This is a genomic window from Pseudomonas sp. GW821-FHT11D10 (assembly GCF_058808435.1).
In genome coordinates this window covers 332,386-356,479 of sequence record NZ_JBXARR010000002.1, presented here as the reverse complement: position 1 = coordinate 356,479, position 24,094 = coordinate 332,386, and the positions used below count along the sequence as shown (strand labels likewise).

General features: G+C 60.7%; 22 protein-coding genes. 18 read left to right on the top strand and 4 right to left on the bottom strand.

Annotation, left to right across the window (positions count from 1 at the left end; genetic code table 11):
• Positions 1 to 41: 41 nt before the first annotated feature.
• Positions 42 to 1,412: a CYTH domain-containing protein gene (locus AC1RT4_RS08015; RefSeq protein WP_236187539.1), complete on the bottom strand. Its 1,371-nt coding sequence runs from the start codon at positions 1,410 to 1,412 to the stop codon at positions 42 to 44.
• Positions 1,413 to 1,568: 156 nt separating this feature from the next.
• Between AC1RT4_RS08015 and argE the strand changes: the two genes are divergently transcribed.
• The gene (gene argE, locus AC1RT4_RS08010) at positions 1,569 to 2,717 is read left to right on the top strand and encodes an acetylornithine deacetylase (RefSeq protein ID WP_493084845.1); all 1,149 of its coding nucleotides are present in this window, start codon (positions 1,569 to 1,571) and stop codon (positions 2,715 to 2,717) included.
• A 135-nt stretch (positions 2,718 to 2,852) separates the two neighbouring features.
• Positions 2,853 to 4,151, top strand: coding sequence for an amino-acid N-acetyltransferase (gene argA / locus AC1RT4_RS08005; RefSeq protein ID WP_007951778.1), 1,299 nt, complete (start codon positions 2,853 to 2,855; stop codon positions 4,149 to 4,151).
• A 39-nt stretch (positions 4,152 to 4,190) separates the two neighbouring features.
• On the opposite strand, the gene tauA is transcribed toward argA, so the two are convergent.
• The gene (gene tauA / locus AC1RT4_RS08000; protein WP_431768086.1) at positions 4,191 to 5,180 is read right to left on the bottom strand and encodes a taurine ABC transporter substrate-binding protein; all 990 of its coding nucleotides are present in this window, start codon (positions 5,178 to 5,180) and stop codon (positions 4,191 to 4,193) included.
• Between the two features lie 365 nt (positions 5,181 to 5,545).
• On the opposite strand from tauA, the gene AC1RT4_RS07995 reads away from it, so the two are divergent.
• From AC1RT4_RS07995 to AC1RT4_RS07960, 8 genes are all read left to right on the top strand, one after another.
• A complete protein-coding gene (locus tag AC1RT4_RS07995; RefSeq protein WP_493084842.1) occupies positions 5,546 to 6,895 on the top strand; it encodes an OprD family porin in 1,350 nt (449 codons plus the stop codon).
• A gap of 308 nt (positions 6,896 to 7,203) precedes the next feature.
• Positions 7,204 to 7,842, top strand: coding sequence for a peroxiredoxin (locus tag AC1RT4_RS07990; protein ID WP_007951774.1), 639 nt, complete (start codon positions 7,204 to 7,206; stop codon positions 7,840 to 7,842).
• A 241-nt stretch (positions 7,843 to 8,083) separates the two neighbouring features.
• Positions 8,084 to 8,677: an NADPH-dependent FMN reductase gene (gene ssuE, locus AC1RT4_RS07985; RefSeq protein ID WP_011336454.1), complete on the top strand. Its 594-nt coding sequence runs from the start codon at positions 8,084 to 8,086 to the stop codon at positions 8,675 to 8,677.
• Between the two features lie 101 nt (positions 8,678 to 8,778).
• The gene (locus AC1RT4_RS07980; protein ID WP_493084839.1) at positions 8,779 to 9,759 is read left to right on the top strand and encodes a sulfonate ABC transporter substrate-binding protein; all 981 of its coding nucleotides are present in this window, start codon (positions 8,779 to 8,781) and stop codon (positions 9,757 to 9,759) included.
• Positions 9,760 to 9,784: 25 nt separating this feature from the next.
• Positions 9,785 to 10,933: an FMNH2-dependent alkanesulfonate monooxygenase gene (gene ssuD, locus AC1RT4_RS07975; RefSeq protein WP_011336452.1), complete on the top strand. Its 1,149-nt coding sequence runs from the start codon at positions 9,785 to 9,787 to the stop codon at positions 10,931 to 10,933.
• Between the two features lie 9 nt (positions 10,934 to 10,942).
• Complete coding sequence (ssuC, locus tag AC1RT4_RS07970) at positions 10,943 to 11,725, top strand: aliphatic sulfonate ABC transporter permease SsuC (RefSeq protein ID WP_493084837.1); 783 nt, start codon at positions 10,943 to 10,945, stop codon at positions 11,723 to 11,725.
• The gene (gene ssuB / locus AC1RT4_RS07965) at positions 11,722 to 12,528 is read left to right on the top strand and encodes an aliphatic sulfonates ABC transporter ATP-binding protein (protein WP_262158913.1); all 807 of its coding nucleotides are present in this window, start codon (positions 11,722 to 11,724) and stop codon (positions 12,526 to 12,528) included. Before ssuC ends, ssuB begins: the two co-directional genes overlap by 4 nt.
• Before the next feature lie 27 nt (positions 12,529 to 12,555).
• A complete protein-coding gene (locus AC1RT4_RS07960) occupies positions 12,556 to 12,771 on the top strand; it encodes a TOBE domain-containing protein (RefSeq protein ID WP_007953520.1) in 216 nt (71 codons plus the stop codon).
• Positions 12,772 to 12,843: 72 nt separating this feature from the next.
• Here AC1RT4_RS07960 and AC1RT4_RS07955 read toward each other — a convergent pair whose 3' ends face one another.
• Positions 12,844 to 13,476: a TetR/AcrR family transcriptional regulator gene (locus AC1RT4_RS07955; RefSeq protein ID WP_230734106.1), complete on the bottom strand. Its 633-nt coding sequence runs from the start codon at positions 13,474 to 13,476 to the stop codon at positions 12,844 to 12,846.
• Positions 13,477 to 13,594: 118 nt separating this feature from the next.
• Positions 13,595 to 14,971, bottom strand: coding sequence for a glutamine synthetase family protein (locus AC1RT4_RS07950; RefSeq protein WP_011336449.1), 1,377 nt, complete (start codon positions 14,969 to 14,971; stop codon positions 13,595 to 13,597).
• A 278-nt stretch (positions 14,972 to 15,249) separates the two neighbouring features.
• Between AC1RT4_RS07950 and AC1RT4_RS07945 the strand changes: the two genes are divergently transcribed.
• The 8 genes from AC1RT4_RS07945 to AC1RT4_RS07910 all read left to right on the top strand — a co-directional run bounded on the left by AC1RT4_RS07945 (position 15,250) and on the right by AC1RT4_RS07910 (position 24,069).
• Entirely contained in the window at positions 15,250 to 15,606 is a 357-nt protein-coding gene (locus AC1RT4_RS07945; protein WP_493084834.1) for a gamma-glutamyl-gamma-aminobutyrate hydrolase family protein, read from the top strand.
• Between the two features lie 93 nt (positions 15,607 to 15,699).
• Positions 15,700 to 17,058: a glutamine synthetase family protein gene (locus tag AC1RT4_RS07940; RefSeq protein WP_007953514.1), complete on the top strand. Its 1,359-nt coding sequence runs from the start codon at positions 15,700 to 15,702 to the stop codon at positions 17,056 to 17,058.
• Between the two features lie 56 nt (positions 17,059 to 17,114).
• Positions 17,115 to 18,479, top strand: coding sequence for an aspartate aminotransferase family protein (locus tag AC1RT4_RS07935; RefSeq protein ID WP_493084832.1), 1,365 nt, complete (start codon positions 17,115 to 17,117; stop codon positions 18,477 to 18,479).
• Between the two features lie 172 nt (positions 18,480 to 18,651).
• Positions 18,652 to 19,764 carry a polyamine ABC transporter substrate-binding protein gene (locus AC1RT4_RS07930; protein ID WP_262158915.1) on the top strand — a complete coding sequence of 371 codons (1,113 nt, stop codon included), beginning with the start codon at positions 18,652 to 18,654 and terminating at the stop codon, positions 19,762 to 19,764.
• A 187-nt stretch (positions 19,765 to 19,951) separates the two neighbouring features.
• Complete coding sequence (locus tag AC1RT4_RS07925; RefSeq protein WP_007953509.1) at positions 19,952 to 21,049, top strand: polyamine ABC transporter substrate-binding protein; 1,098 nt, start codon at positions 19,952 to 19,954, stop codon at positions 21,047 to 21,049.
• A 73-nt stretch (positions 21,050 to 21,122) separates the two neighbouring features.
• A complete protein-coding gene (locus AC1RT4_RS07920; protein ID WP_007953506.1) occupies positions 21,123 to 22,265 on the top strand; it encodes an ABC transporter ATP-binding protein in 1,143 nt (380 codons plus the stop codon).
• 35 nt (positions 22,266 to 22,300) lie between these two features.
• Entirely contained in the window at positions 22,301 to 23,182 is an 882-nt protein-coding gene (locus AC1RT4_RS07915; RefSeq protein WP_238553816.1) for an ABC transporter permease subunit, read from the top strand.
• Complete coding sequence (locus tag AC1RT4_RS07910) at positions 23,179 to 24,069, top strand: ABC transporter permease subunit (protein WP_007953503.1); 891 nt, start codon at positions 23,179 to 23,181, stop codon at positions 24,067 to 24,069. Before AC1RT4_RS07915 ends, AC1RT4_RS07910 begins: the two co-directional genes overlap by 4 nt.
• Positions 24,070 to 24,094 lie beyond the last annotated feature (25 nt).

Genomic DNA, 24,094 nt, shown 5'->3' with positions numbered 1-24,094 from the left:
ATCGTTCCCACGCTCTGCGTGGGAACGATCTTTCGCCGGGATTACATGCGCAGCAGCATTTTCCAGGCACGATTCTGGTACACCGCAATCGCCTGATGCTTGCGCGCATCGAGCAATTCGTCGGTGATGGTCGGCTCGTTGGCCAGTTGCGCCAGTTTGTTCAGCTCGCCGTACAGGCGATCCATTTCCGGGATCTCCAGCACGTTGCGCGCGTGGTGCAGCCAGACCTGGATGCGTTCGATGCGCGGCAGTTGCTCGGCCAGATCTTCCGGCTGTTGCTGATAGCGCTGCAGTTGCAGCGAAGTGGCTTCTTCGCCCAGCAGGCGCGGCAGCCAGCTTTGCAACTGCGCGGCACCCTGGCGATTGCCACGGGTGTTGCGGTCAGCCGTCCAGGTGCGGGCCAGCAACCAGCGCGAAGCGTTCAGCGAGAACAGGCCCCAGCGCGGGTCTTCCAGCTCTTCGAGGAACTGCTCCGGCGCGGCTTTGCGCACGTCTTCGTCTTCGATGCCGACCTGCACCAGCGGACGCCAGTCTTCCAGCAGCGCATCCAGCGCCACGCGCAAGTCGTGGGTCGATGGACGCGGTGCGGCCTGGCCGAGGCTGCTCAGCAGGGCGCGCATTTCCGCGAGGTTCTCGACCCAGTCCTGCAACAGGCGCCAGTGGCCGTTGAAGCGATACTGTTCGGCCAGACGCTGGCTGCTGCCGAGCAAGTGCCAGGCCAGGGCGGCAAAGGCGTCGTCCAGCGGAGTTTCGGCGGTGATGGCCGGCGCTGGCAGGCTCAACGAGTAGCTGTTGGCGTCATACAGGCGATAGCCGCGCTCGGCCTTGCTGATGTCGCACGGCATCAGGGCCAGGGTTTCGGCCAGTTCGGCGGCCAGTTCCAGCAGCGCGGCAGGCTCGCCTTCGCGCAGTTCCAGTTCCAGCTCGCAGATTTCTTCTTTCTGTTTGCCGACCACCACGTGGCCCAGGTCCAGCGCGGCTTCGATGACCACTTTGGTCTTGCCACGGCCCCAGGCGATTTCGGCGCGCTCGCGGACGAAGTCGGTGGTGAAGATCGGCTTCAGGGTTTTCTTGTCCAGCTCGGCGAGGGACTCGGGCCAGCATTCGCCGTCGAGTTTCTTCACGTCGAGCTTGGCTTTGGGCAGGTTCCAGTCGTACTCGTTACGCTCGGACAGGCCGGCGACGCTCTGGCCACGGGTCTTGAGGGTCTGAATCACGTCTTCGCCGTCCTTGCGCAGGCGCAGGGCAACCTTGGCACGGGCCAGATCACGCTCAGGCGTGTCGAAGTACTGATTCATCAACTCACGGCGTTCCCAGCCACTTTTGTTGCGTTTTTTCAGGAGAGGGTGTTCGCGCAGGGCGGCGAGGGTTTCGCGGCTGACGCGGAGTTTGATTTCGGTTTCTTTCTGCATGGCCGGAAAATCCAGGATCGGGAGCGCAGCCGGGGGAATGTGTGGCTGCCAAGGCCGTGCAGTGTACAGGACTGAACCTTCCTACGCTTTGCGGCGGTTTATTCTCGGCGCCGGATGGTTCTATGATGAACCTCAATCCGGGAGTTGGAGTCAGCGATGCCTTTGCCGTCCATGCAAGACCAGTTCGCTGCACTGATCGCCGCGCCGTCGGTCAGTTGCACCCAGCCGCGGCTCGATCAGTCCAACCGGGCGGTGATCGATCTGCTTGCGGGCTGGCTCGGCGACCTCGGTTTCAGTTGCGACATCCAGCAGGTCAGCCCCGGCAAATTCAACCTGCTCGCCAGTTTCGGCAGCGGCCCCGGCGGGCTGGTGCTGGCCGGGCACAGCGACACGGTGCCTTACGACGATGCGTTGTGGAAAACCGATCCGCTGAAACTCACCGAAGTCGACGGCCGCTGGGTCGGGCTCGGCAGTTGCGACATGAAGGGCTTTTTCGCCCTGATCATCGAAGCCGTGCAACCGCTGCTCGACCAGCCGTTCAAGCAGCCGCTGCTGATCCTTGCCACCTGCGATGAAGAAAGCTCGATGTCCGGTGCCCGTGCGCTGGCCGAAGCGGGGCGACCGCTTGGCCGGGCGGCGGTGATCGGCGAGCCGACCGGGCTCAAGCCGATCCGCATGCACAAGGGCATCATGATGGAACGCATCGATATCCTCGGGCAGAGCGGCCATTCGTCGGATCCGCGCCTGGGGCACAGCGCCCTCGAAGCGATGCACGACGCCATTGGCGAGCTGCGCGGCCTGCGCCTGCTGTGGCAGCGTGAATTCAACAATCCGCAATTCAGTGTGCCGCAGCCGACCATGAACTTCGGCTGTATCCACGGTGGTGACAACCCCAACCGCATTTGCGGCCAGTGTTCGCTGGAATTCGACCTGCGGCCGCTGCCGGGGATGGACCCCAAGGTCTTGCGCAGCGAGATTCTGCGCAGGCTCAACCCGGTCGCCGAACGCCATCAGGTGAAGATCGATTACGCGCCGCTGTTTCCCGAAGTGCCGCCGTTCGAGCAGGCCGAAGACGCGGAGCTGGTGCGAATTGCCGAAAAACTCACCGGCCACGCGGCCGAAGCGGTAGCGTTCGGCACCGAAGCGCCTTATCTTCAGCGCCTTGGCTGCGAAACCATCGTGCTCGGCCCTGGCGACATCGCCTGTGCGCACCAGCCGGACGAGTACCTCGAAATGTCACGTTTGCAGCCTACCGTGCATCTACTGCGGCAGTTGATCGAACATTACTGTCTCAAAACTGTATAAATTGCCCACACACCCACCCGTATTCATGAGGAGAGCGCGCGTGTCGCCAAGCCTGTTCCGACGATAACCATCAGCCCGCTGTGCGTTTTCCGTTTCGCCCCTTTTCCGGCTGCTATTTATTACAGGCCCAGGTTCATGCCCGAATACGTCAATTGGCTTCGCCACGCGTCTCCTTATATCAATGCTCACCGCGATTGCACCTTCGTCGTCATGCTTCCGGGCGATGGCGTGGAGCATCCGAATTTCGGCAACATCGTCCATGACATCGTGCTGCTGCACAGCCTCGGCGTGCGGCTGGTGCTGGTTCATGGTTCCCGTCCGCAGATCGAAACCCGTCTTGCCGCTCGCGGTCTGACCCCGCATTACCACCACGGCATGCGCATCACCGATGCCGCGACGCTGGAGTGTGTGATCGATGCGGTCGGCCAGCTGCGCATCGCCATCGAAGCGCGGCTGTCGATGGACATGGCCTCGTCGCCGATGCAGGGCTCGCGCCTGCGGGTGGCCAGCGGCAACCTCGTTACCGCACGGCCGATCGGCGTGCTGGAAGGCGTCGACTATCACCACACCGGCGAAGTGCGCCGGGTCGACCGCAAAGGCATCAACCGCCTGCTCGACGAGCGCTCCATCGTGCTGCTGTCGCCGCTGGGTTATTCGCCGACCGGTGAAATCTTCAACCTGGCCTGCGAGGACGTCGCCACCCGTGCCGCCATCGATCTGGGCGCCGACAAGCTGCTGCTGTTCGGTGCCGACCTCGGTCTGATCGACGAAAACGGCAAACTGGTACGCGAGCTGCGCCCGCAACAGGTACCGGCACATTTGCAGCGTCTGGGCAGCAACTATCAGGCGGAGCTGCTGGATGCCGCCGCCGAAGCCTGTCGTGGCGGCGTGGCGCGCAGCCATATCGTCAGTTATGCCGAGGACGGCGCGCTGCTGACCGAACTGTTCACCCGTGACGGTGGCGGTACGCTGGTGGCCCAGGAGCAATTCGAACTGGTGCGCGAGGCGGCGATTGAAGACGTCGGCGGTTTGCTCGACCTGATCAGCCCGCTGGAAGAGCAGGGGATTCTGGTGCGCCGCTCGCGCGAAGTGCTGGAGCGCGAGATTGAGCAGTTCAGCGTGGTTGAGCGTGAAGGGATGATCATCGCCTGTGCGGCGCTGTATCAGATTGCCGATTCGGATGCCGGCGAGCTGGCGTGTCTGGCGGTGAATCCAGAGTATCGCCATGGCGGTCGCGGCGACGAATTGCTCGAGCGCATCGAGACCCGTGCCCGGGCGCAGGGCCTGAAAACCCTGTTTGTCCTCACCACCCGCACCGCCCACTGGTTCCGCGAGCGCGGTTTCGAGCCGAGCAGCGTCGAACGTCTGCCGGCGGCGCGGGCTTCCCTCTATAACTATCAGCGCAATTCGAAGATCTTCGAAAAGTCTCTGTGAGATGCGATTGCCCCCACCGGATGCGTGGGGGCAATTTGTTTACTCCGCTACAAACTTCGCACTGACGTAAGGCGAGTAGTCAGGCAGAACACTTTCGACCTTGCCCTGTTCCTTCAAGAATTTCGCCGTCTCACCAATCGCCTTCGCCGTGCCGCCATCCAGCAGCGCCGTGGTCTGTTGCGCCTTGGCGTCCGGGAAGGCCGAACCGGCGAGCAATTCCGGGACATCGGCAGCATTGGCACCGGTCAGTTTGGCGATTTTCTGTACAGGTACGGAATCGGCCGTCCAGCTGTCTTTATGGGCGGCGTAATCAGCGAACGAGTCCAGAGTTACCTTGGCAAACTTGGCCACGACTTCAGGATGCTTCTCGGCAAAGTCCTTGCGTGCTACCCAGACTTCGAAGGTCGGCGCGCCCCACTGGCCGACCTGCGCGGCATCGGTCAGGGTCTTGCCGGTCTTGCGGATTTCACCCAGTGCCGGCGACCAGACAAAGGCCCCGTCGATGTCGCCACGTTTCCAGGCCGCCGCGATTTCTGCGGGTTGCAGGTTCACCACTTTGACTTTCGAGGTGTCCAGACCCCAGTGCTTGAGCGCGCCGAGCAGGCTGTAGTGGGAGGTGGAGACGAACGGGGTGGCGATGGTCTTGCCGATCAGGTCCTCGGGCTTGTTGATACCGCTGCCGTTACGCACCACCAGTGCTTCGGCGGCGTTGATCTGCGCCGAGACGATGAAGGCAACGATTGGCAGATTGCGCGAGGCGGCGGCTGCCAACGGGCTGGAGCCGAGGTTGCCGATCTGCACATCGCCGGAGGCAATGGCTGTCACAACTTCCGGGCCACTGTTGAAACGACGCCAGTCGATCTTCTCGCCGATGGTCTTCTCGTAGACGCCGTCGGCCTGGGGGACTTTGCTCGGGTCGATACCGGTCTGGTAGCCCACGGTGAGGTTGGCGGCGTGGGCTGAAAAAGAAATCAGCGCCGACACACAAACTGTAACAAATTGACTAGATAGTGCGCGTTTGGCCATCATGGCGTCGCCTTTTTGATAGGGATTGACGAATCGGGGTTGCGTCAAAGCTAATCGATCTAAAAAAAGGCTAACAAATACCATTTAGTAATGAGCTTAGTCGCCGATACGCTGTATCCCGGTGCAGATGGCCATTACAGGGCCATATAGCTTAATGGTATGAAAAAGAATGAATAAATTCTTTTTGGGTTTATCAGGAAGTCTTTACCCTGCAGGGACCAAATAACTGCGATTAGACCTTGGTCGTAGACACACAAGGTTACGATTGACTTGTCAGTCACGGTCTGGCGCTAATCGCGCATCTTAGGATCCAGGGGCATCAGACCCCGGACCAGGAACACAAGAATTAGAAACGAGAGGAGCGAAACATGAACAAGTCCACCTTGGCCCTGGCCGTGGCCGTGGCCGTAGGGGTTTTGGCGCAGCAGGCAGGCGCCGCCGGTTTCATCGAAGACAGCAAGGCCACCCTGGGGCTGCGTAACTTCTATATCAACACCGACAACCGCGATGGCACTGGCCCGAACAAGAACGAAGAGTGGGGCCAAGGCTTCGATCTGCGTTTCATCTCCGGCTACACCCAAGGCACCGTAGGCTTCGGTATCGACGCCATCGGCCTGCTGGGCGTGCGTCTGGATTCGGGCGGCGGCACCAACGGCAACAGCGGCACCGCTTACGGCGGCACTGTGTTCCCGAGCGAGTCCAACGGTAAAGCCGTAGACAACTTCTCCAGCCTGGGTCTGACTGCCAAAGCCAAGATCTCCCAGACTGAACTGAAGCTGGGTACCCTGCAGCCGAAGAACCCGGTCATCGTGACCAACGACGGTCGTCTGCTGCCACAAACCTGGCAGGGCGGTCAGATCACTTCCGGCGAAATCAAGGACCTGACTCTGGTCGGTGGTCAGATCGAAGCCGTGAAAGGCCGTAACTCCAGCAACAACGAAAACCTGTCCATCAGCGGCGCCAACAGCCGTGGTACTGGCTTCCGTGACAGCAACAAGTTCATCTACGCCGGTGGTGACTACAAGATCACCAAAGACCTGACTGCCCAGTACTACTACGGCAACCTGGAAGACTTCTACAAGCAGCACTTCCTGGGTCTGGTACACAACTGGGCCATCGGCCCGGGCGTATTGAAGTCTGACTTCCGTTACTTCAACAGCTCCGACGACGGCAAGAACGGCACTGATCCTGCGTACTTCAGCACCGGTAACTACACCGGCGTGCGCAACGGTCGTGGCGAAGTCGACAACAACCTGTACAGCGGCCTGTTCCTGTACACCGTTGAAGGTCACACCTTCGGTGGCGGTTACCAGGTTTCCAACGGCAGCTCCGACTTCCCTTGGCTGAACCAGGGCGACGGTTCGTCGAACTACACCATCACCGACATGCAGATCCAGAAGTTCGGCCGTGCCGGCGAGAAAACCTGGCAAGCTCGCTACTCCTATGACTTCGCCAAAGTCGGTATCCCTGGCCTGACTGCCGGTGTGGTTTACCTGAAAGGCGACAGCATCGACACCGTTGGCACCAACGGCCGCGAAAACGCTTCGGATCGTTCCGAGTGGGAACGCGACCTGACCATCGGTTACGTCGTACCTGAAGGTCCGTTCAAGAACGTCGGCCTGATGTGGAAAAACGCTGTATGGCGCACCGACCTGCCGAACACCCGTTCGCAGGACGAAAACCGCCTGATCGTCAGCTACTCGATCCCGCTGCTGTAATAGCGCGCTCCTGCACTGATGTAAAAAGCCTGATGTAAAAAAGCCCCGTCCGGCATCGCGCCGGACGGGGCTTTTGCGTTGCCGGGTCCGGCTCACCCCCGTAAGCCTTTCCCGATGTTCCCCTCTTTACAGCAACTCAAGGCCTTCTCGAACCTTGAGGGCGATGTTCGTCGCGATGCTGCGGGGCGTCCAGTGAACAGATGTTTAATATTCAATAAGGATATAAATATCTAGTTATTTATTCTTTTTCAGAAGATCGAATCCCGAGCTACAGTTGAGGTCTCCAACCACTCATCAGGAGCCGCACCATGAGCCTCAGACTTGGCGATATCGCCCCCGATTTCGAACAGGATTCCAGCGCCGGCAAGATTCGTTTCCACGAATGGCTGGGCGATAGCTGGGGCGTGCTGTTTTCCCACCCGGCGGACTTCACACCGGTCTGCACCACCGAGCTGGGCTTCACTGCCAAACTCAAGGACGAGTTCACCCAGCGTGGCGTGAAAGCCATTGCACTGTCGGTCGACCCGGTGGACTCGCACCACAAGTGGATCGAGGACATCAACGAAACCCAGAACACCATCGTCAACTTCCCGATCCTGGCCGATGCCGATCGCAAGGTGTCCGATCTGTACGATCTGATCCACCCGAACGCCAACGACACCCTGACCGTGCGTTCGCTGTTCGTGATCGATCCGAACAAGAAGATCCGCCTGACCATCACCTACCCGGCGAGCACCGGGCGCAACTTCCACGAGATCCTGCGGGTGATCGATTCGCTGCAGCTCACCGACAACTACAAGGTGGCCACCCCGGCCAACTGGCAGGACGGTGAAGAAGTGGTGATCGTGCCGTCGCTCAAGGACGAAGACGAAATCAAACAACGCTTTCCGAAGGGCTACCGCGCGGTGAAACCGTACCTGCGCCTGACACCACAGCCGAACAAATAACCTACCTCGGTTCGTTCCCAGGCTCTGCGTGGGGGCGATCAGCAAAAACCACGATGCAGGGTTTCAGGCCGTTTTCACGGCCTGTTTTTTTGCCCGCAGGAAAGTGAAATGCATATCTCCATAAAGAATAACCAAATGAATAAATATGATTTATGGATATATTAATCAGCTGGTAAGGTCACTGACATCGAAGCGAGATCGCAACCCGCGAATCGCCTGTAACGCGCAAGGAATCGTCTGAATGCTGGTCGTCTCACTCGGTGGCAGTCCCAGTCAACGTTCCCGCTCCGGGGTGTTGCTGGAGCGCTCGCAACGCTGGTTGCAGCAGCAAGGGGTGGAAGTGGTGAGTTATCAGGTGCGGGACTTCCCGGCCGAAGACCTGCTCCACGCCCGCTTCGACAGCCCGAAGGTGCTCGACCTGCTGCAACAGATTGAAAACGCCGATGGCCTGCTGATCGCCACGCCGGTGTACAAGGCGTCGTTTTCCGGCGCCCTGAAGACCGTGCTGGATCTGCTGCCCGAGCGTGCGCTGAACCACAAGATTGTTCTGCCGATGGCTACCGGCGGCAGCATCGCCCACATGCTGGTGGTCGATTACGCCCTCAAGCCTGTGCTTTCGGCGTTGAAGGCCCAGGAAATGCTGCAAGGGATTTTTGCCGAGGACAGCCAGATCGCCTACGGCGAAGGCAGTGCCCAGGCGCAGTTGGCGCCGGCCCTGGAGCAGCGGTTGCATGAAGCGCTGGACCAGTTTGTCAGCGCCATGGCCCGCCGGCCGAAGCCGCTGGAGCCGGGGCTGTTGAACGAACGTTTGTTGAGTGCTCGCTGGAGCATTTGAGCCTGCTTTCCAGTCACATCGAAACTTGAAGTACTCACCTTACTCAGCCGCCAACGGCCAAGCAGGTGCAGCCAAAACCCAACAGCAAAAAGGAGAGCGCTATGCGCACTGTATTTTTGCGTCGTGGTCTGGTCGCTCTGTTTGCTGCGGCTGTGTCCTTCGGCGCCATCACCCAAGCTCAAGCGCTTTCTACCCATGAAGGCGTGCTGCGAATCGGTTATCAGAAATACGGCACGCTGGTGCTGCTCAAAGCCAAAGGCACCCTGGAAAAGCGTCTCGCTGCTCAAGGCGTCGACGTGCAATGGACTGAATTCCCCGGTGGCCCGCAGCTGCTGGAAGGCCTGAACGTCGGTTCGATCGACTTCGGTGTCACCGGCGAAACTCCGCCGGTCTTCGCCCAGGCTGCCGGTGCCGATCTGCTCTACGTGGCTTACGAGCCACCAGCGCCGAACAGCGAAGCGATCCTCGTGCCGAAAGATTCGCCGATCAAATCGGTGGCGGATCTCAAGGGCAAGAAAGTTGCCCTGAACAAAGGCTCCAACGTCCACTACCTGCTGGTGCGTGCGCTGGAAGACGCCGGCCTCAAGTACAGCGACATTCAAACCGTATTCCTGCCGCCGGCCGATGCCCGCGCCGCGTTCGAACGTGGCAGCGTCGACGCCTGGGTCATCTGGGATCCGTACCAGGCCGCCGCCGAGAAGCAATTGCAAGCGCACACCCTGCGTGACGGCAAAGGCATCGTCGACAACCACCAGTTCTACCTGGCGACCAAACCCTACGCACAGAAAAATCCCGAGGTGATCAAGACCCTCGTGGAAGAAGTGCGCGCCGTCGGCGAGTGGTCCAAGGCCAACCCGGAAGACGTGACCCAACAGGTGTCGCCGCTGCTCGGCCTGCCGGCAGACATCACTCTGACCTCGGTGAAACGCCAGGGCTACGGCGCGCTGTTCCTGACCCCGGAAGTGGTCGCCGCACAACAGAAAATCGCCGACACCTTCTACCAGCTCAAGCTGATTCCCAAGCCGTTGAGCATCAAGGACGTGATCTGGACCCCACCGGCCGCTGTGGCAAAAGCGCAGTAATTCGAATCCCCAAGGAGACCACTCCATGAGCCTCAACATCTTCTGGTTCCTGCCTACCCACGGCGACGGCCATTACCTTGGCACCGCCGAAGGCGCCCGCGCCGTCGACCACGGCTATCTGCAACAGGTCGCGCAAGCGGCGGATCGACTGGGTTTCGGCGGCGTGCTGATTCCCACCGGCCGTTCCTGCGAGGACTCGTGGCTGGTGGCGGCCTCGCTGATCCCAGTGACCCAGCGTCTGAAATTCCTTGTCGCGCTGCGCCCCGGGATCATTTCCCCGACGGTGGCAGCGCGTCAGGCGGCAACGCTGGATCGCCTGTCCGGTGGTCGTGCGCTGTTCAACCTGGTGACCGGTGGCGATCCGGAAGAGTTGGCCGGCGACGGCCTGTTCCTCGATCACGAAGCGCGCTATCAGGCCTCGGTGGAATTCACCCGGATCTGGCGCCGCGTGCTGGAAGGCGAAACCGTGGATTACGACGGCGAGCACATCAGCGTGAAGGGCGCCAAATTGCTCTATCCGCCGATCCAGCAGCCGCGTCCGCCGCTGTACTTCGGTGGTTCGTCGGAAGCGGCGCAGGATCTGGCCGCCGAACAAGTGGAAATGGTTCTGACCTGGGGCGAGCCGCCCGCAGCCGTTGCCGAGAAGATCGAACAGGTGCGTGCCAAAGCCGCCAAGCTCGGCCGTACCGTGCGCTTCGGCATTCGTCTGCATGTGATCGTGCGGGAAACCAACGCTGAAGCCTGGCAAGCGGCGGATCGCCTGATCTCGCATCTGGACGACGACACCATCAAACGCGCCCAGGCTTCGCTGGCGCGGTTCGATTCGGTCGGCCAGCAACGCATGGCCGCGTTGCACGGTGGCAGTCGCGACAACCTCGAAGTCAGCCCTAACCTGTGGGCCGGCGTCGGTCTGGTGCGCGGCGGTGCCGGTACGGCGCTGGTCGGCGACGGCCCGACCGTGGCGGCGCGCGTGAAGGAATACGCGGATCTGGGCATCGATACCTTCATCTTCTCCGGTTATCCACACCTCGAAGAATCGTATCGGGTGGCTGAACTGCTGTTCCCGCACCTCGACGTCGAGCGCCCGGAACTGCCGAAAAGCGCCGGTTACGTCAGCCCGTTCGGCGAGATGGTGGCCAACGACATTCTTCCCAAAGCCGCGTCCCAGAGCTGAGGCGCCGCCATGAAGAAATTTATCCACAGCCTCGCGCCCTGGGCGTTGCCGGTGTTGCTGCTGGCGGTGTGGCAGTTGTCGGTGTCGGCGGGCTGGTTGTCGACACGGATTCTGCCGGCGCCGGTGGCGGTGATCGAAGCCGGTGTTAGCCTGGTGCGCAGCGGTGAAATCTGGACGCACCTGGCAATCAGCGGCTGGCGCGCCGCGCTGGGCTTCACCATCGGTGGCAGCATCGGCCTGGTGCTGGGCTTCATCACCGGCCTGTCGAAGTGGGGCGAGCGCCTGCTCGACAGCTCGGTGCAGATGATCCGCAACGTGCCGCACCTGGCGCTGATTCCGCTGGTGATCCTGTGGTTCGGCATCGATGAGTCGGCGAAGATTTTCCTGGTGGCGTTGGGCACGTTGTTCCCGATCTACCTCAACACCTATCACGGCATCCGCAACGTCGATCCGGCGCTGGTGGAAATGGCGCGCAGTTATGGCCTGTCCAGTTTCAGCCTGTTCTGGCAGGTGATTCTGCCGGGTGCGCTGCCTTCGATTCTGGTCGGCGTGCGCTTCGCCCTGGGCTTCATGTGGCTGACGCTGATCGTGGCGGAAACCATCTCTGCCAGCTCGGGCATCGGTTATCTGGCGATGAATGCCCGCGAGTTCTTGCAGACCGACGTGGTGGTGCTGGCAATTCTGCTCTACGCAGTGCTCGGCAAGCTGGCCGACCTCGCGGCCCGTGGCCTTGAGCGTGTGTGGCTGCGCTGGCATCCGGCGTATCAAGTGGCGAAAGGAGGTGCGGCATGACCGCTCAACAACCTCCACGCCTGCTGCGCGGGATCCCGCTGGCGGTGCGCAACCTGCAAAAGACCTTCGGCTCGCGGCAAGTGCTGCGCGGTATCGATCTGCACATTCCCGCCGGGCAATTCGTCGCTGTGGTCGGGCGCAGCGGATGCGGCAAAAGTACTTTGCTGCGCCTGCTCGCCGGACTCGATCAACCTACCGGAGGCGATTTGCTCGCCGGTGCCGCACCGCTCAGCGATGCGCGGGATGACACGCGGTTGATGTTCCAGGAAGCACGGCTGCTGCCGTGGAAAAAGATCATCGACAACGTCGGTCTCGGCCTCAAGGGCGACTGGCGCCCGCAAGCCTTGCAGGCGCTGGATGCAGTCGGTCTGGCCGATCGCGCCAATGAATGGCCGGCGGCGCTGTCCGGCGGGCAGAAGCAGCGTGTGGCGCTGGCCCGGGCGCTGATCCATCAACCGCGTCTGTTGCTGCTCGACGAGCCGCTGGGCGCGCTGGATGCGCTGACCCGGATCGAGATGCAGCAACTGATTGAACGTCTCTGGCAACAGCATGGTTTCACCGTGTTGCTGGTGACCCACGACGTCAGCGAAGCGGTGGCGATTGCCGACCGGGTGATTCTGATCGAGGACGGCGAAGTCGGCCTCGACCTGCAAGTGGAACTGCCGCGCCCTCGGGTCCGCGGCTCCCATCGCCTGGCCGCGCTGGAAACCGAAGTGCTCAACCGTGTGTTGTCCCTGCCCGGCGAGCCGCCGGCGCCGGAACCCGTTTCACCCTTGCCTACGCAACTGCGTTGGGCTCAATAACTCAAGCAAACGACAGGAATCAATGCCATGACTATCAAAGCCATCAACGTACGCAACCAGTTCAAAGGCGCGATCAAGGAGATCGTTCTCGGCGACGTGCTGTCGGAAATCGACGTGCAGACCGCTTCCGGCATCGTCACGTCGGTGATCACCACCCGTTCGGTCAAGGAGCTGGAGCTGGAGGTCGGCAGCGAAGTGATCGCCTTCGTGAAATCCACCGAGGTGTCCATCGCCAAGTTGTAAGAGCGTGGAACAAAAACAACCCCGAAGGGTGTGAGCCCTTCGGGGTTTTTTGTGCCTGTCGCAAGGATTGCGTCAGAGGTTGCGTTTGGGCAGATACGGCGGCAGATACAGCCCGATGTAGGCATCAAACACGCGCATCCCTTCCTCGGCCATGCGCGGGGTGATCTGCCCGTGCTGCTGCACCGAGCGGGCGTAGACGCGGTCGCCCAGTTCCATGGCCAGCGCAAACACGTCCACATCGTCCGGCAGTCGCGGCAGTTCGAAGTGATGGTCGAACAGTTTGTGCATCAGGTCGCCCAGCTCAAGATCGTGCTGGCGGTCGGCCTGGGTGACTTCGGTGAGGCCGTGCTGCGCGAGGATCAACTGGCGGGCGGCGGCATCCTCGCCGTAGATTTCCAGCATCCGCTCTTCGACCAGCCGCGACAGGTCGCGCCAGTCGCGCAGGGCATCGTGATCAATCGGCGCTTGCAGGCAGGCGCGGAAGGCTGCGTGTACATCGGCCGTCAGCGCTTCGAGCAGCGCCGGGACGCTGGCGAAGAAGTGGTAGACCGAGGAGGGCGGAATCTGCGCGCGCTCGGCCACGCTGTAGATCGACAGGCTCGCCACGCCCTCGGCGGCCAGCAGCGTGCGCGCGGCGTCGAGTATCGAATCGATCCGCGCCTGACTGCGGGCACGGGGTTTGCGGACGGGGGCGGGACGCGTCATGAAAGTCTCCTGCGGGGCAGCGGGCATTGTACGCAGAGCTTGAATCTCTGCCACAGAGGCCAATAAAAAAACGCCGCGGGCTGAGAAGCCAACGGCGTTTTCCTTTGCTGCAGTCCGCTTAAACGGTGTGCAGGTACCAGTTGTACTCGAGGTCGGAGATGGAGTGCTCGAACTCCTCCAGCTCGCTCTCTTTACAGGCGACGAAGATATCGATGTATTTCGGATCGATGTACTTGGCCATCACCTCGCTGTCGTCCAGCTCGCGCAGGGCATCGCGCAAGTTGTTCGGCAGGCTCTGCTCGTTCTGCTCGTAGCTGTTGCCTTCGGTCGGAGCCGGTGGCTCGATCTTGTTGGTCAGACCGTGGTGCACGCCCGCCAGCACCGAAGCCATCAGCAGGTACGGGTTGGCGTCGGCGCCGGCAACGCGGTGTTCCAGACGGACCGCGTCGGCGGAGCCGGTCGGTACGCGCAGGGCCACGGTGCGGTTGTCCAGGCCCCAGCTCGGCGAGTTCGGCACGTAGAACTGTGCGCCGAAACGACGGTAGGAGTTGACGTTCGGGCAGAGGAAAGCCATCTGCGCGGGCAGGGTCTCGAGCACACCGCCGATCGCGTGACGCAGCGCGGCGTTCTGCTCGGGATCCTCGCTGGCAAAAATGTTTTTGCCTTCTTTGTCGAGAACCGAAATGTGGACGTGCAGACCGTTGCCTGCCTGGCCCGGGTACGGCTTGGCCATGAAAGTGGTGTCCATTTCATGGTCGTAGGCGATGTTCTTGATCAGACGCTTGAGCAGGACCGCGTAATCGCACGCCTTGATCGGGTCGGCGACGTGGTGCAGGTTCACTTCGAACTGCGCCGGGGCACTTTCCTTGACGATGGCGTCGGCCGGGATGCCTTGCTCTTTGGCGCCTTCCAGAATGTCCTGGAGGCAGTCGACGTATTCGTCGAGGTCGTCGATCAGGTAAACCTGGGTCGAATGCGGGCGTTTGCCGGAGATCGGCGAGCGTGGCGGCTGAGGGCGGCCGTTCACGTTTTCCTGGTCGATCAGGTAGAACTCGAGTTCGAACGCGGCGCAGATGGTCAGGCCGAGCTCGTCAAACTTTGCAACAACTTGACGGAGCACTTCGCGCGGGTCGGCGAAGAAAGGGTCACCTTCGAGTTCGTGCATGGTCATCAACAGTTGCGCGGTCGGGCGCTTCTGCCATGGCTCGTTGCACAGGGTATCGGGGATTGGATAGCAGATACGGTCGGCGTCGCCGATGTCCAGGCCCAGGCCGGTGCTTTCCACCGTCGAACCATTGATATCCAGAGCAAATAGAGAGGCCGGCAGGTTGATGCCTTTCTCGTAAACCTTGTGGAGGCTGGTGCGTTCGATGCGCTTGCCGCGCACCACACCATTCATATCCGCAATCAGAAGGTCAACGTACAGAACCTCAGGATGTTCCTTAAGGAACGCGTTCGCTTCGTTAAGCTGAACGGCACGCGGGGGTACCGACATGATGCAACACCTTTGTTGTTAAAAATATCAATCATTGATCTTTTCTGGTTTCAGTCAACCCGAACGGCCTGCCGAAGTCAAGCGAGGCCTTTTCTGCCCTGAAAAAGCGCCACGAGGGCATTTATGGGGCACTTTGGGGCATTTTTTTATCCGTGAAGGACGCGCCACCCGCAGGCTTGAGCAGGCCGTGTTGTATTTTTTACGGGGGTGTTGTGTAAAAAAATGAACAAGGCTAAGCTCGGATCAAACCCATAACAGCAATAATACCGGGGTGCTTCATGTCTCGCCTGCCGTTAATCGGCGTCACCGACTGCTCTTTGCAGTCCGGTCTGCATGCTTATCACATCAGTGGCGACACGTCCGTCCGCAGCGCGGCCAGCAAGGCCTGCAACGTGCCAGCGATCTCCCTGCCCATGGCAGATCGAGCGGCAGCGTCCGATATTCTGGACGTGTGCGAGGGCATCCTCTTTAACGGTTCTCCTTTCAATATAGATCTCTTTCCCGCTCCCGGCCTGCACCGCGTTCGTCGCCGTGCCCGTGATTCTGCACGCCCGGGATGTGCACAGGAAATGCAACGCCAGCGTAAAGGGCAGGTAAGCTCCTCCTTCATTGTCTATGCGCGGTGCCGGGCGTAAGCCGGCACTGCGCGCAAGCAAGGCCCTTTAACGCGACGCCCCGTGCGTCAAACTTGCCTGACATGTGTCAGGAGACTCAGCCCAGAGGCATTTATGAGTAACAACCTCGACCAGCTCACCGATTGGTTGAAAGACCACAAGATCACAGAAGTCGAATGCATGATCGGCGACTTGACCGGCATCACCCGGGGCAAGATCTCGCCGACCAACAAGTTCATCGCCGAAAAAGGCATGCGCCTGCCAGAGAGCGTTCTGTTGCAGACCGTGACCGGCGACTACGTCGAAGACGACATCTATTACGAACTGCTCGACCCGGCCGACATCGACATGATCTGCCGCCCCGACCAGAACGCCGTGTACCTGGTGCCATGGGCCATCGAGCCGACCGCCCAGGTGATCCACGACACCTACGACAAGCAAGGCAACCCGATCGAGCTGTCGCCGCGCAACGTCCTCAAGAAAGTCCTGAAACTCTATGCCGACAAGGGCTGGCAGCCGATCGTGGCGCCGGAAATGGAGTTCTACCTGACCAAGCGCAGCGACGACCCCGACTATCCGTTGCAGCCGCCAGTCGGCCGTTCCGGGCGTCCGGAAATCGGTCGCCAGTCGTTCTCCATCGAGGCGGCGAACGAATTCGATCCGCTGTTCGAAGACGTCTACGACTGGTGCGAATTGCAGGAGCTGGACCTCGACACGCTGATCCACGAGGACGGCACGGCGCAGATGGAAATCAACTTCCGTCACGGCGATGCCCTGTCGCTGGCCGACCAGATTCTGGTGTTCAAGCGCACCATGCGCGAAGCCGCCCTCAAGCACAACGTGGCCGCGACCTTCATGGCCAAGCCGATGACCGGCGAGCCGGGCAGTGCAATGCACCTGCACCAGAGCATCATCGACATCGAGACCGGCAAGAACGTGTTCTCGAATGAAGACGGGACCATGAGCCAGCTGTTCCTGCACCACATCGGTGGCCTGCAGAAACTGATCCCGGAATTGCTGCCGCTGTTCGCACCGAACGTCAACTCGTTCCGCCGCTTCCTGCCGGACACCTCGGCGCCGGTGAACGTGGAGTGGGGCGAAGAAAACCGCACCGTGGGCCTGCGCGTTCCGGATGCCGGCCCGCAGAACCGTCGGGTGGAAAACCGCCTGCCGGGCGCCGACGCCAACCCGTACCTGGCGATTGCCGCGAGCCTGCTCTGCGGCTACATCGGCATGGTCGAAGGCATCAACCCGAGCGCGCCGGTCGTGGGCCGTGGTTACGAGCGCCGCAACCTGCGCCTGCCGCTGACCATCGAGGACGCCCTGGAGCGCATGGAAAACAGCGCGACCATCGAAAAATACCTGGGCAAGACCTTCATCACCGGCTACGTCGCGGTCAAGCGGGCCGAGCATGAAAACTTCAAGCGCGTGATCAGTTCCTGGGAGCGTGAGTACCTGCTCTTCGCCGTCTGATACGCCGGGCGCGGTGGTCAGCCGCCGCGCCTTCACCGATAACAAGGAGAATTGGCATGACCAGCAACAACCCGCAAACCCGTGAGTGGCAAGCCCTCAGCAGCGATCACCACCTGGCCCCGTTCAGTGACTTCAAGCAGCTGAAAGAAAAGGGTCCACGGATCATCACCAACGCCAAGGGCGTGTACCTGTGGGACAGCGAGGGCAACAAGATCCTCGATGGCATGGCGGGTCTGTGGTGTGTGGCGATCGGTTATGGGCGCGATGAGCTGGCCGATGCGGCCGCCAAACAAATGCGCGAACTGCCTTACTACAACCTGTTCTTCCAGACCGCACACCCGCCGGCGCTGGAACTGGCCAAGGCGATCGCCGACGTGGCGCCGCAAGGCATGAACCACGTGTTCTTCACCGGCTCCGGCTCCGAAGGCAACGACACCATGCTGCGCATGGTTCGCCACTACTGGGCGATCAAGGGCCAGCCGAACAAGAAAGTCATCATCAGCCGCAAGAACGGCTACCACGGTTCCACCGTGGCCGGCGCAAGCCTGGGCGGCATGACCTACATGCACGAACAGGGCGACCTGCCGATTCCGGGCATCGTCCACATCGCCCAACCGTACTGGTTCGCCGAAGGCGGCGACATGACCCCGGAAGAGTTCGGGATCTGGGCGGCCAATCAGCTGGAAGAAAAGATTCTGGAAGTCGGCGTGGACAACGTCGGTGCCTTTATTGCCGAGCCGATCCAGGGCGCCGGCGGCGTGATCATTCCGCCAGACACCTACTGGCCGCGCATCAAGGAAATCCTTGCCAAGTACGACATCCTGTTCGTGGCCGATGAAGTGATCTGCGGTTTCGGCCGTACCGGCCAATGGTTCGGCAGCGATTTCTACGACCTCAAGCCACACATGATGACCATCGCCAAAGGCCTGACGTCCGGCTACATCCCGATGGGTGGCCTGATCGTGCGTGACGAAGTGGTGGCGGTGCTCAACGAGGGCGGCGATTTCAACCACGGCTTCACCTACTCCGGTCACCCGGTGGCGGCGGCGGTGGGTCTGGAAAACATCCGGATTCTGCGCGAAGAGAAAATCATCGAACGCGCCCATGAAGAAACGGCACCGTATTTGCAGAAACGTCTGCGCGAACTGAACGATCACCCGTTGGTGGGTGAAGTGCGCGGAGTCGGTCTGCTGGGGGCCATCGAGCTGGTGCAGGACAAGGCCACTCGCAAGCGTTACGAAGGCAAGGGTGTGGGCATGATCTGCCGCCAGTTCTGCTTCGACAACGGGCTGATCATGCGTGCCGTGGGCGACACCATGATCATCGCGCCGCCGCTGGTGATCAGCAAGGCGGAGATCGACGAGCTGGTGACAAAGGCACGCAAGTGCCTGGACCTGACCCTGAGTGCGTTGCAGGGCTAAGTGCTAGGCTCTGAGCGATGGAGCTGTTGCGCTGTCGCTCGGAGCTGTCAGAAAGGCTGGTCTTTTCTTGAAAGACCGCCTCGGATCTTGCCAGACTAGCCGCGGTTCCAGTTGTCCGGGTTCGGCCGCTGAACAAAGTGGTTCAAAAAAGAAAAATTTGGAGCATTAACGCATGAAGGCATTAGGCAAAAAGCTCGCTGGCAAGACTCTGCTCGCCATGTCCCTGATGGGCGTGATGGCGGGTGCGGTTCAGGCGGACGACAAGGTGTTGCACGTTTACAACTGGTCCGACTACATCGCGCCGGACACGGTTGCCAATTTCGAAAAAGAGACGGGCATCAAGGTCGTCTATGACGTTTTCGACAGCAACGAAACCCTGGAAGCGAAGCTGCTGGCCGGCAAATCCGGTTACGACATCGTGGTGCCTTCCAACAACTTCCTGGCCAAGCAGATCAAGGCCGGCGTTTATCAGGAACTGGACAAGTCCAAGCTGACAAACTGGAAGAACCTCGACGAAGACCTGCTCAAGGCCGTTGGCGACGCCAGCGATGCGGGCAACAAGCACGCGTTCCCGTACATGTGGGGCTCGATCGGCATCGGCTACAACCCGGAGAAGGTCAAGGCTGCGCTGGGCGTCGACAAGATCGATTCCTGGGACATCGTGTTCAAGCCTGAAAACATCGAGAAGCTGAAAAGCTGCGGCGTGAGCTTCCTCGACGCGCCGACCGAAATGATTCCGGCGGCTTTGCACTATCTGGGCAAACCGACCAACAGCAAAGACAAGGCTGACCTGAAAGCCGCCGAGGACCTGTTCCTCAAAGTGCGTCCTTCGGTTGCCTACTTCCACTCCTCGAAGTACATCTCGGACCTGGCCAACGGCAACATCTGCGTGGCGGTCGGTTACTCGGGTGACCTGGAACAATCCAAGACCCGCGCCAAGGAAGCCGGTGACAAGGTCAAGCTGGCCTACACCATTCCGAAAGAAGGTGCCGGTACTTTCTACGACATGGTCGCCATTCCCAAGGATGCCGAAAACGTCGAAGCCGCCTATAAGTTCATGAACTACCTGCTCGAGCCGAAAGTGATGGCCGAAATCACCAACGCCGTGCGTTTCCCGAACGGCAACAAGGCGGCCACGCCGCTGGTGGACAAGGAAATCACCAGCGATCCGAGCATCTACCCTTCGGCTGAAGTGAAGAAGCAGCTCTATGCGATCAGCGATCTGGACGCGGCCACCCTGCGCCTGATCACTCGCAGCTGGACCAAGATCAAATCCGGTAAATAAGCCGGTTTGAAGCAGCCACCGCTGGCCGTCGCCTTCACCCGGGCGGTCAGCGGTGCAATTAAATGACAGAAAGTTTTGCTGGAACGGTTTTTCGAAGGTAAGTTGCGCGCCGGTTTTGTTGCCGGGCAACCGTGGCTGTCATGCAGCACGGGGCAACTTGGGCCCAACTAAATTAGAGGACCTCCACTTGCCTATTTTTTCTTCTTTGCGCAATGCCCTGCTGGCCGCTGCCGGCCTGACGTTCGCTGTCGGTGCCCAAGCCGCCGGTACTGTGCATATTTATAACTGGTCGGATTACATCGGCGAGACCACCCTGGCCGATTTCCAGAAAGACACCGGGATCAAACCGGTCTACGACGTGTTCGACTCCAACGAAACCCTGGAAGGCAAGCTGCTCGCCGGGCGTACCGGTTACGACGTGGTCGTGCCGTCGAACCACTTCCTCGGCAAGCAGATCAAGGCGGGCGCGTTCCAGAAGCTCGACAAGGCGCAGCTGCCGAACTATTCCAATCTCGATCCGGTGCTGCTCAAGCGCCTGGAACAGAACGATCCGGGCAACCTGTACGCCGTGCCCTATCTGTGGGGCACCAACGGCATCGGCTACAACGTCGATAAAGTGAAGGCCGTGCTCGGCGTCGACAAGATCGACTCCTGGAGCGTGCTGTTCGAGCCTGAGAACATCAAGAAGCTGCACAGCTGCGGCGTGGCGTTCCTCGATTCGGCCGATGAAATGATGCCGACCGTGCTCAACTACATGGGCCTGAACGCCAACAGCACCGATCCCAAGGATTACGAGAAGGCCACGGCCAAGTTGCTGGCGGTGCGTCCGTACGTGACCTACTTCCACTCCTCGAAATACATCGGTGACCTGGCCAACGGCGACATCTGCGTGGCCATCGGTTTCTCCGGCGACATCTTCCAGGCGAAGAACCGTGCCGAAGAAGCCAAGAAGGGCGTGAACATCGCCTACTCGATCCCGAAAGAGGGTGGCGCGCTGTGGTTCGACATGCTGGCGATTCCGAAGGACTCGGCCAACGTCAAAGAGGCCCACGCCTTCATCAACTATTTGCTGAAACCTGAGGTGATCGCCCAGGTCAGTGATTACGTCGGTTACGCCAACCCCAACCCGGGTTCGGACAAGCTGATGGAGCAGTCCATCCGCACCGACGAGTCGGTTTATCCACCGCAGGCCGTGCTCGACAAGACCTACGTGTCGATCGAGTTGCCGCCGAACATTCAGCGTTTGATGACCCGCAGCTGGACCAAGGTCAAGTCGGGTAAATAGCTTCAACGTACAAACTATCCTGGGTTCGTCTTGCGTGGGCGAACTGCACTCTTTTTTTCTGGGAGTTTTGTAAATGGCAGTTGCCTCCGGCGCCTATAAGAAAGCCCTCGAGGGCGACCAGACACCGAAACAGGTGCTGGTCAAAATCGACCGGGTCACGAAGAAGTTCGACGAGACGGTTGCCGTGGACGATGTGTCCCTGGAAATCAAGAAGGGCGAGATCTTCGCCCTGCTCGGCGGTTCGGGATCGGGCAAATCCACTCTGCTGCGGATGCTGGCAGGGTTCGAACGGCCCACGGAGGGGCGCATTTTCCTCGACGGCGTCGACATCACCGACATGCCGCCGTACGAGCGACCGATCAACATGATGTTCCAGTCCTACGCCCTGTTCCCGCACATGACCGTGGCGCAGAACATCGCGTTCGGTCTGCAACAGGACAAGATTCCCAAGGCCGAGATCGACGCCCGTGTGGCCGAGATGCTCAAGCTGGTGCAGATGAGCCAGTACGCCAAGCGCAAGCCGCACCAGTTGTCCGGCGGCCAGCGTCAGCGTGTGGCACTGGCGCGTTCGCTGGCCAAGCGGCCGAAACTGCTGCTGCTCGACGAGCCGATGGGCGCACTGGACAAAAAACTGCGTTCGCAAATGCAGCTTGAGCTGGTTGAGATCATCGAGCGCGTGGGCGTGACCTGCGTGATGGTGACCCACGACCAGGAAGAGGCCATGACCATGGCCGAGCGCATCGCGATCATGCACCTGGGCTGGATCGCCCAGATCGGCAGCCCGATCGACATCTACGAAACCCCGACCAGCCGTCTGGTCTGCGAATTCATCGGTAACGTGAACATCTTCGAAGGCGAAGTGATCGACGACGCCGAAGGCCACGCGACCATCACCTGCAAGGACCTCGACCGGCAGATCTACGTCGGCCACGGCATCAGCACCTCGGTGCAGGACAAGTCCGTGACCTACGCGATCCGTCCGGAAAAACTGCTGGTCACCGCCGATCAGCCGACCTGCGAATACAACTGGTCGAGCGGCAAGGTGCATGACATCGCCTACCTCGGCGGCCACTCGGTGTTCTACGTCGAATTGCCGAGCGGCAAGCTGGTGCAGTCGTTCGTGGCCAACGCCGAACGCCGTGGCGCACGTCCGACCTGGGGCGATCAGGTTTACGTGTGGTGGGAAGACGACAGCGGCGTGGTACTTCGCTCATGAACATGCGCAAATTCAAACGCCGGCTCAATCGAATAATTCCCGGTGGCCGACAGCTGGTCATCGGGGTTCCGTTCATCTGGCTGTTCCTGTTCTTCATGCTGCCGTTCTTCATCGTTTTGAAGATCAGCTTCGCCGAAGCGGACGTGGCCATCCCGCCGTACACCGAGATCTACACCTACGCCGAGCAGAAGCTGCAACTGCTGCTGAACCTGGGCAACTACGCGATGCTCGGCGACGACGAGCTGTACATCGCCGCCTACCTCGGCTCGCTGAAGATGGCGTTTTTCAGCACGCTGCTGTGCCTGTTGATCGGTTACCCGATGGCCTACGCCATCGCCAGCGCCCGCAAAGAGATGCAGACGGTGCTGGTGCTGCTGATCATGATGCCGACCTGGACCGCGATCCTGATCCGCGTCTATGCGTGGATGGGCATCCTCAGCAACAACGGCCTGCTCAACGGTTTCCTGATGAGCATGGGCTTGATCGACGAGCCGCTGCAGATCCTCAACACCAACCTCGCGGTGTACATCGGCGTCGTCTACTCGTACCTGCCGTTCATGATCCTGCCGCTGTACGCCAACCTGGTTAAGCACGACACCAGCCTGCTGGAGGCCGCGTCCGACCTGGGTTCGAGCACCTTCAACAGCTTCTGGAAAATCACCGTGCCGCTGTCCAAGAACGGCATCATCGCCGGTTGCATGCTGGTGTTCATCCCGGTGGTGGGCGAGTTCGTGATCCCGGAACTGCTTGGCGGTCCGGAAACCCTGATGATCGGTAAAGTGCTCTGGCAAGAGTTCTTCAACAACCGTGACTGGCCGGTGGCGTCTGCCCTGGCGGTGGTGATGCTGGCGATCCTGATCGTGCCGATCATCCTGTTCAACCGCAGTCAGGCCAAGGAAATGGAGGGTAAAGAATGAAGCGCTTCCGTTTCTCCAGCCTGATGCTGGTGCTCGGCCTGTTGTTCATCTACCTGCCGATGCTGATCCTGGTGATCTACTCGTTCAACGCATCCAAACTGGTAACGGTGTGGGGCGGCTGGTCGGTGAAGTGGTACGTCGGCCTGCTCGACAACTCGCAACTGATGGGCTCGGTGGTGCGCTCGCTGGAAATCGCCTGCTACACCGCGATTGCCGCTGTAGCGCTGGGTACGCTGGCAGCCTTCGTGCTGACCCGCATCACCCGCTTCAAGGGCCGCACGCTGTTTGGTGGCCTGGTCACCGCGCCGCTGGTCATGCCTGAGGTGATTACGGGTCTGTCGCTGTTGCTGCTGTTCGTGGCCATGGCGCAGATGATCGGCTGGCCACAGGAGCGGGGCATCGTCACCATCTGGATCGCGCACACCACGTTCTGTGCGGCGTATGTGGCGGTGGTGGTGTCGGCGCGTCTGCGTGAGCTGGACCTGTCGATCGAAGAGGCGGCGATGGACCTCGGTGCGCGTCCGTGGAAGGTGTTCTTCCTGATCACCATCCCGATGATCGCGCCGTCGCTGGCGGCGGGCGGCATGATGTCGTTCGCGCTGTCGCTGGATGACCTGGTATTGGCGAGCTTCGTGTCCGGACCGGGTTCGACGACCCTGCCGATGGAAGTGTTCTCGGCGGTGCGTCTGGGCGTGAAGCCTGAGATCAACGCCGTGGCCAGCCTGATTCTGCTGGCGGTGTCGCTGGTGACCTTCCTGGTCTGGTTCTTCAGCCGCCGTGCCGAAGAAGCCCGCAAGAAAGCGATTCAGCAGGCCATCGAAGAAGGCGCTGCGGATTCGTGGAAGCAACCGGATGTACGCCGGGCACCGACGCCGGAAGCGGCTTAAGTCTGCGGACACAAAAAACCTCGCG

Coding starts and splice junctions, on each gene's coding strand:
- AC1RT4_RS08015 (WP_236187539.1), bottom strand. CDS start 1,412: ATGCAGAAAGAAACCGAAATCAAACTCCGCGTCAGCCGCGAAACCCTC.
- argE (WP_493084845.1), top strand. CDS start 1,569: ATGCCTTTGCCGTCCATGCAAGACCAGTTCGCTGCACTGATCGCCGCG.
- argA (WP_007951778.1), top strand. CDS start 2,853: ATGCCCGAATACGTCAATTGGCTTCGCCACGCGTCTCCTTATATCAAT.
- tauA (WP_431768086.1), bottom strand. CDS start 5,180: ATGATGGCCAAACGCGCACTATCTAGTCAATTTGTTACAGTTTGTGTG.
- AC1RT4_RS07995 (WP_493084842.1), top strand. CDS start 5,546: ATGAACAAGTCCACCTTGGCCCTGGCCGTGGCCGTGGCCGTAGGGGTT.
- AC1RT4_RS07990 (WP_007951774.1), top strand. CDS start 7,204: ATGAGCCTCAGACTTGGCGATATCGCCCCCGATTTCGAACAGGATTCC.
- ssuE (WP_011336454.1), top strand. CDS start 8,084: ATGCTGGTCGTCTCACTCGGTGGCAGTCCCAGTCAACGTTCCCGCTCC.
- AC1RT4_RS07980 (WP_493084839.1), top strand. CDS start 8,779: ATGCGCACTGTATTTTTGCGTCGTGGTCTGGTCGCTCTGTTTGCTGCG.
- ssuD (WP_011336452.1), top strand. CDS start 9,785: ATGAGCCTCAACATCTTCTGGTTCCTGCCTACCCACGGCGACGGCCAT.
- ssuC (WP_493084837.1), top strand. CDS start 10,943: ATGAAGAAATTTATCCACAGCCTCGCGCCCTGGGCGTTGCCGGTGTTG.
- ssuB (WP_262158913.1), top strand. CDS start 11,722: ATGACCGCTCAACAACCTCCACGCCTGCTGCGCGGGATCCCGCTGGCG.
- AC1RT4_RS07960 (WP_007953520.1), top strand. CDS start 12,556: ATGACTATCAAAGCCATCAACGTACGCAACCAGTTCAAAGGCGCGATC.
- AC1RT4_RS07955 (WP_230734106.1), bottom strand. CDS start 13,476: ATGACGCGTCCCGCCCCCGTCCGCAAACCCCGTGCCCGCAGTCAGGCG.
- AC1RT4_RS07950 (WP_011336449.1), bottom strand. CDS start 14,971: ATGTCGGTACCCCCGCGTGCCGTTCAGCTTAACGAAGCGAACGCGTTC.
- AC1RT4_RS07945 (WP_493084834.1), top strand. CDS start 15,250: ATGTCTCGCCTGCCGTTAATCGGCGTCACCGACTGCTCTTTGCAGTCC.
- AC1RT4_RS07940 (WP_007953514.1), top strand. CDS start 15,700: ATGAGTAACAACCTCGACCAGCTCACCGATTGGTTGAAAGACCACAAG.
- AC1RT4_RS07935 (WP_493084832.1), top strand. CDS start 17,115: ATGACCAGCAACAACCCGCAAACCCGTGAGTGGCAAGCCCTCAGCAGC.
- AC1RT4_RS07930 (WP_262158915.1), top strand. CDS start 18,652: ATGAAGGCATTAGGCAAAAAGCTCGCTGGCAAGACTCTGCTCGCCATG.
- AC1RT4_RS07920 (WP_007953506.1), top strand. CDS start 21,123: ATGGCAGTTGCCTCCGGCGCCTATAAGAAAGCCCTCGAGGGCGACCAG.
- AC1RT4_RS07910 (WP_007953503.1), top strand. CDS start 23,179: ATGAAGCGCTTCCGTTTCTCCAGCCTGATGCTGGTGCTCGGCCTGTTG.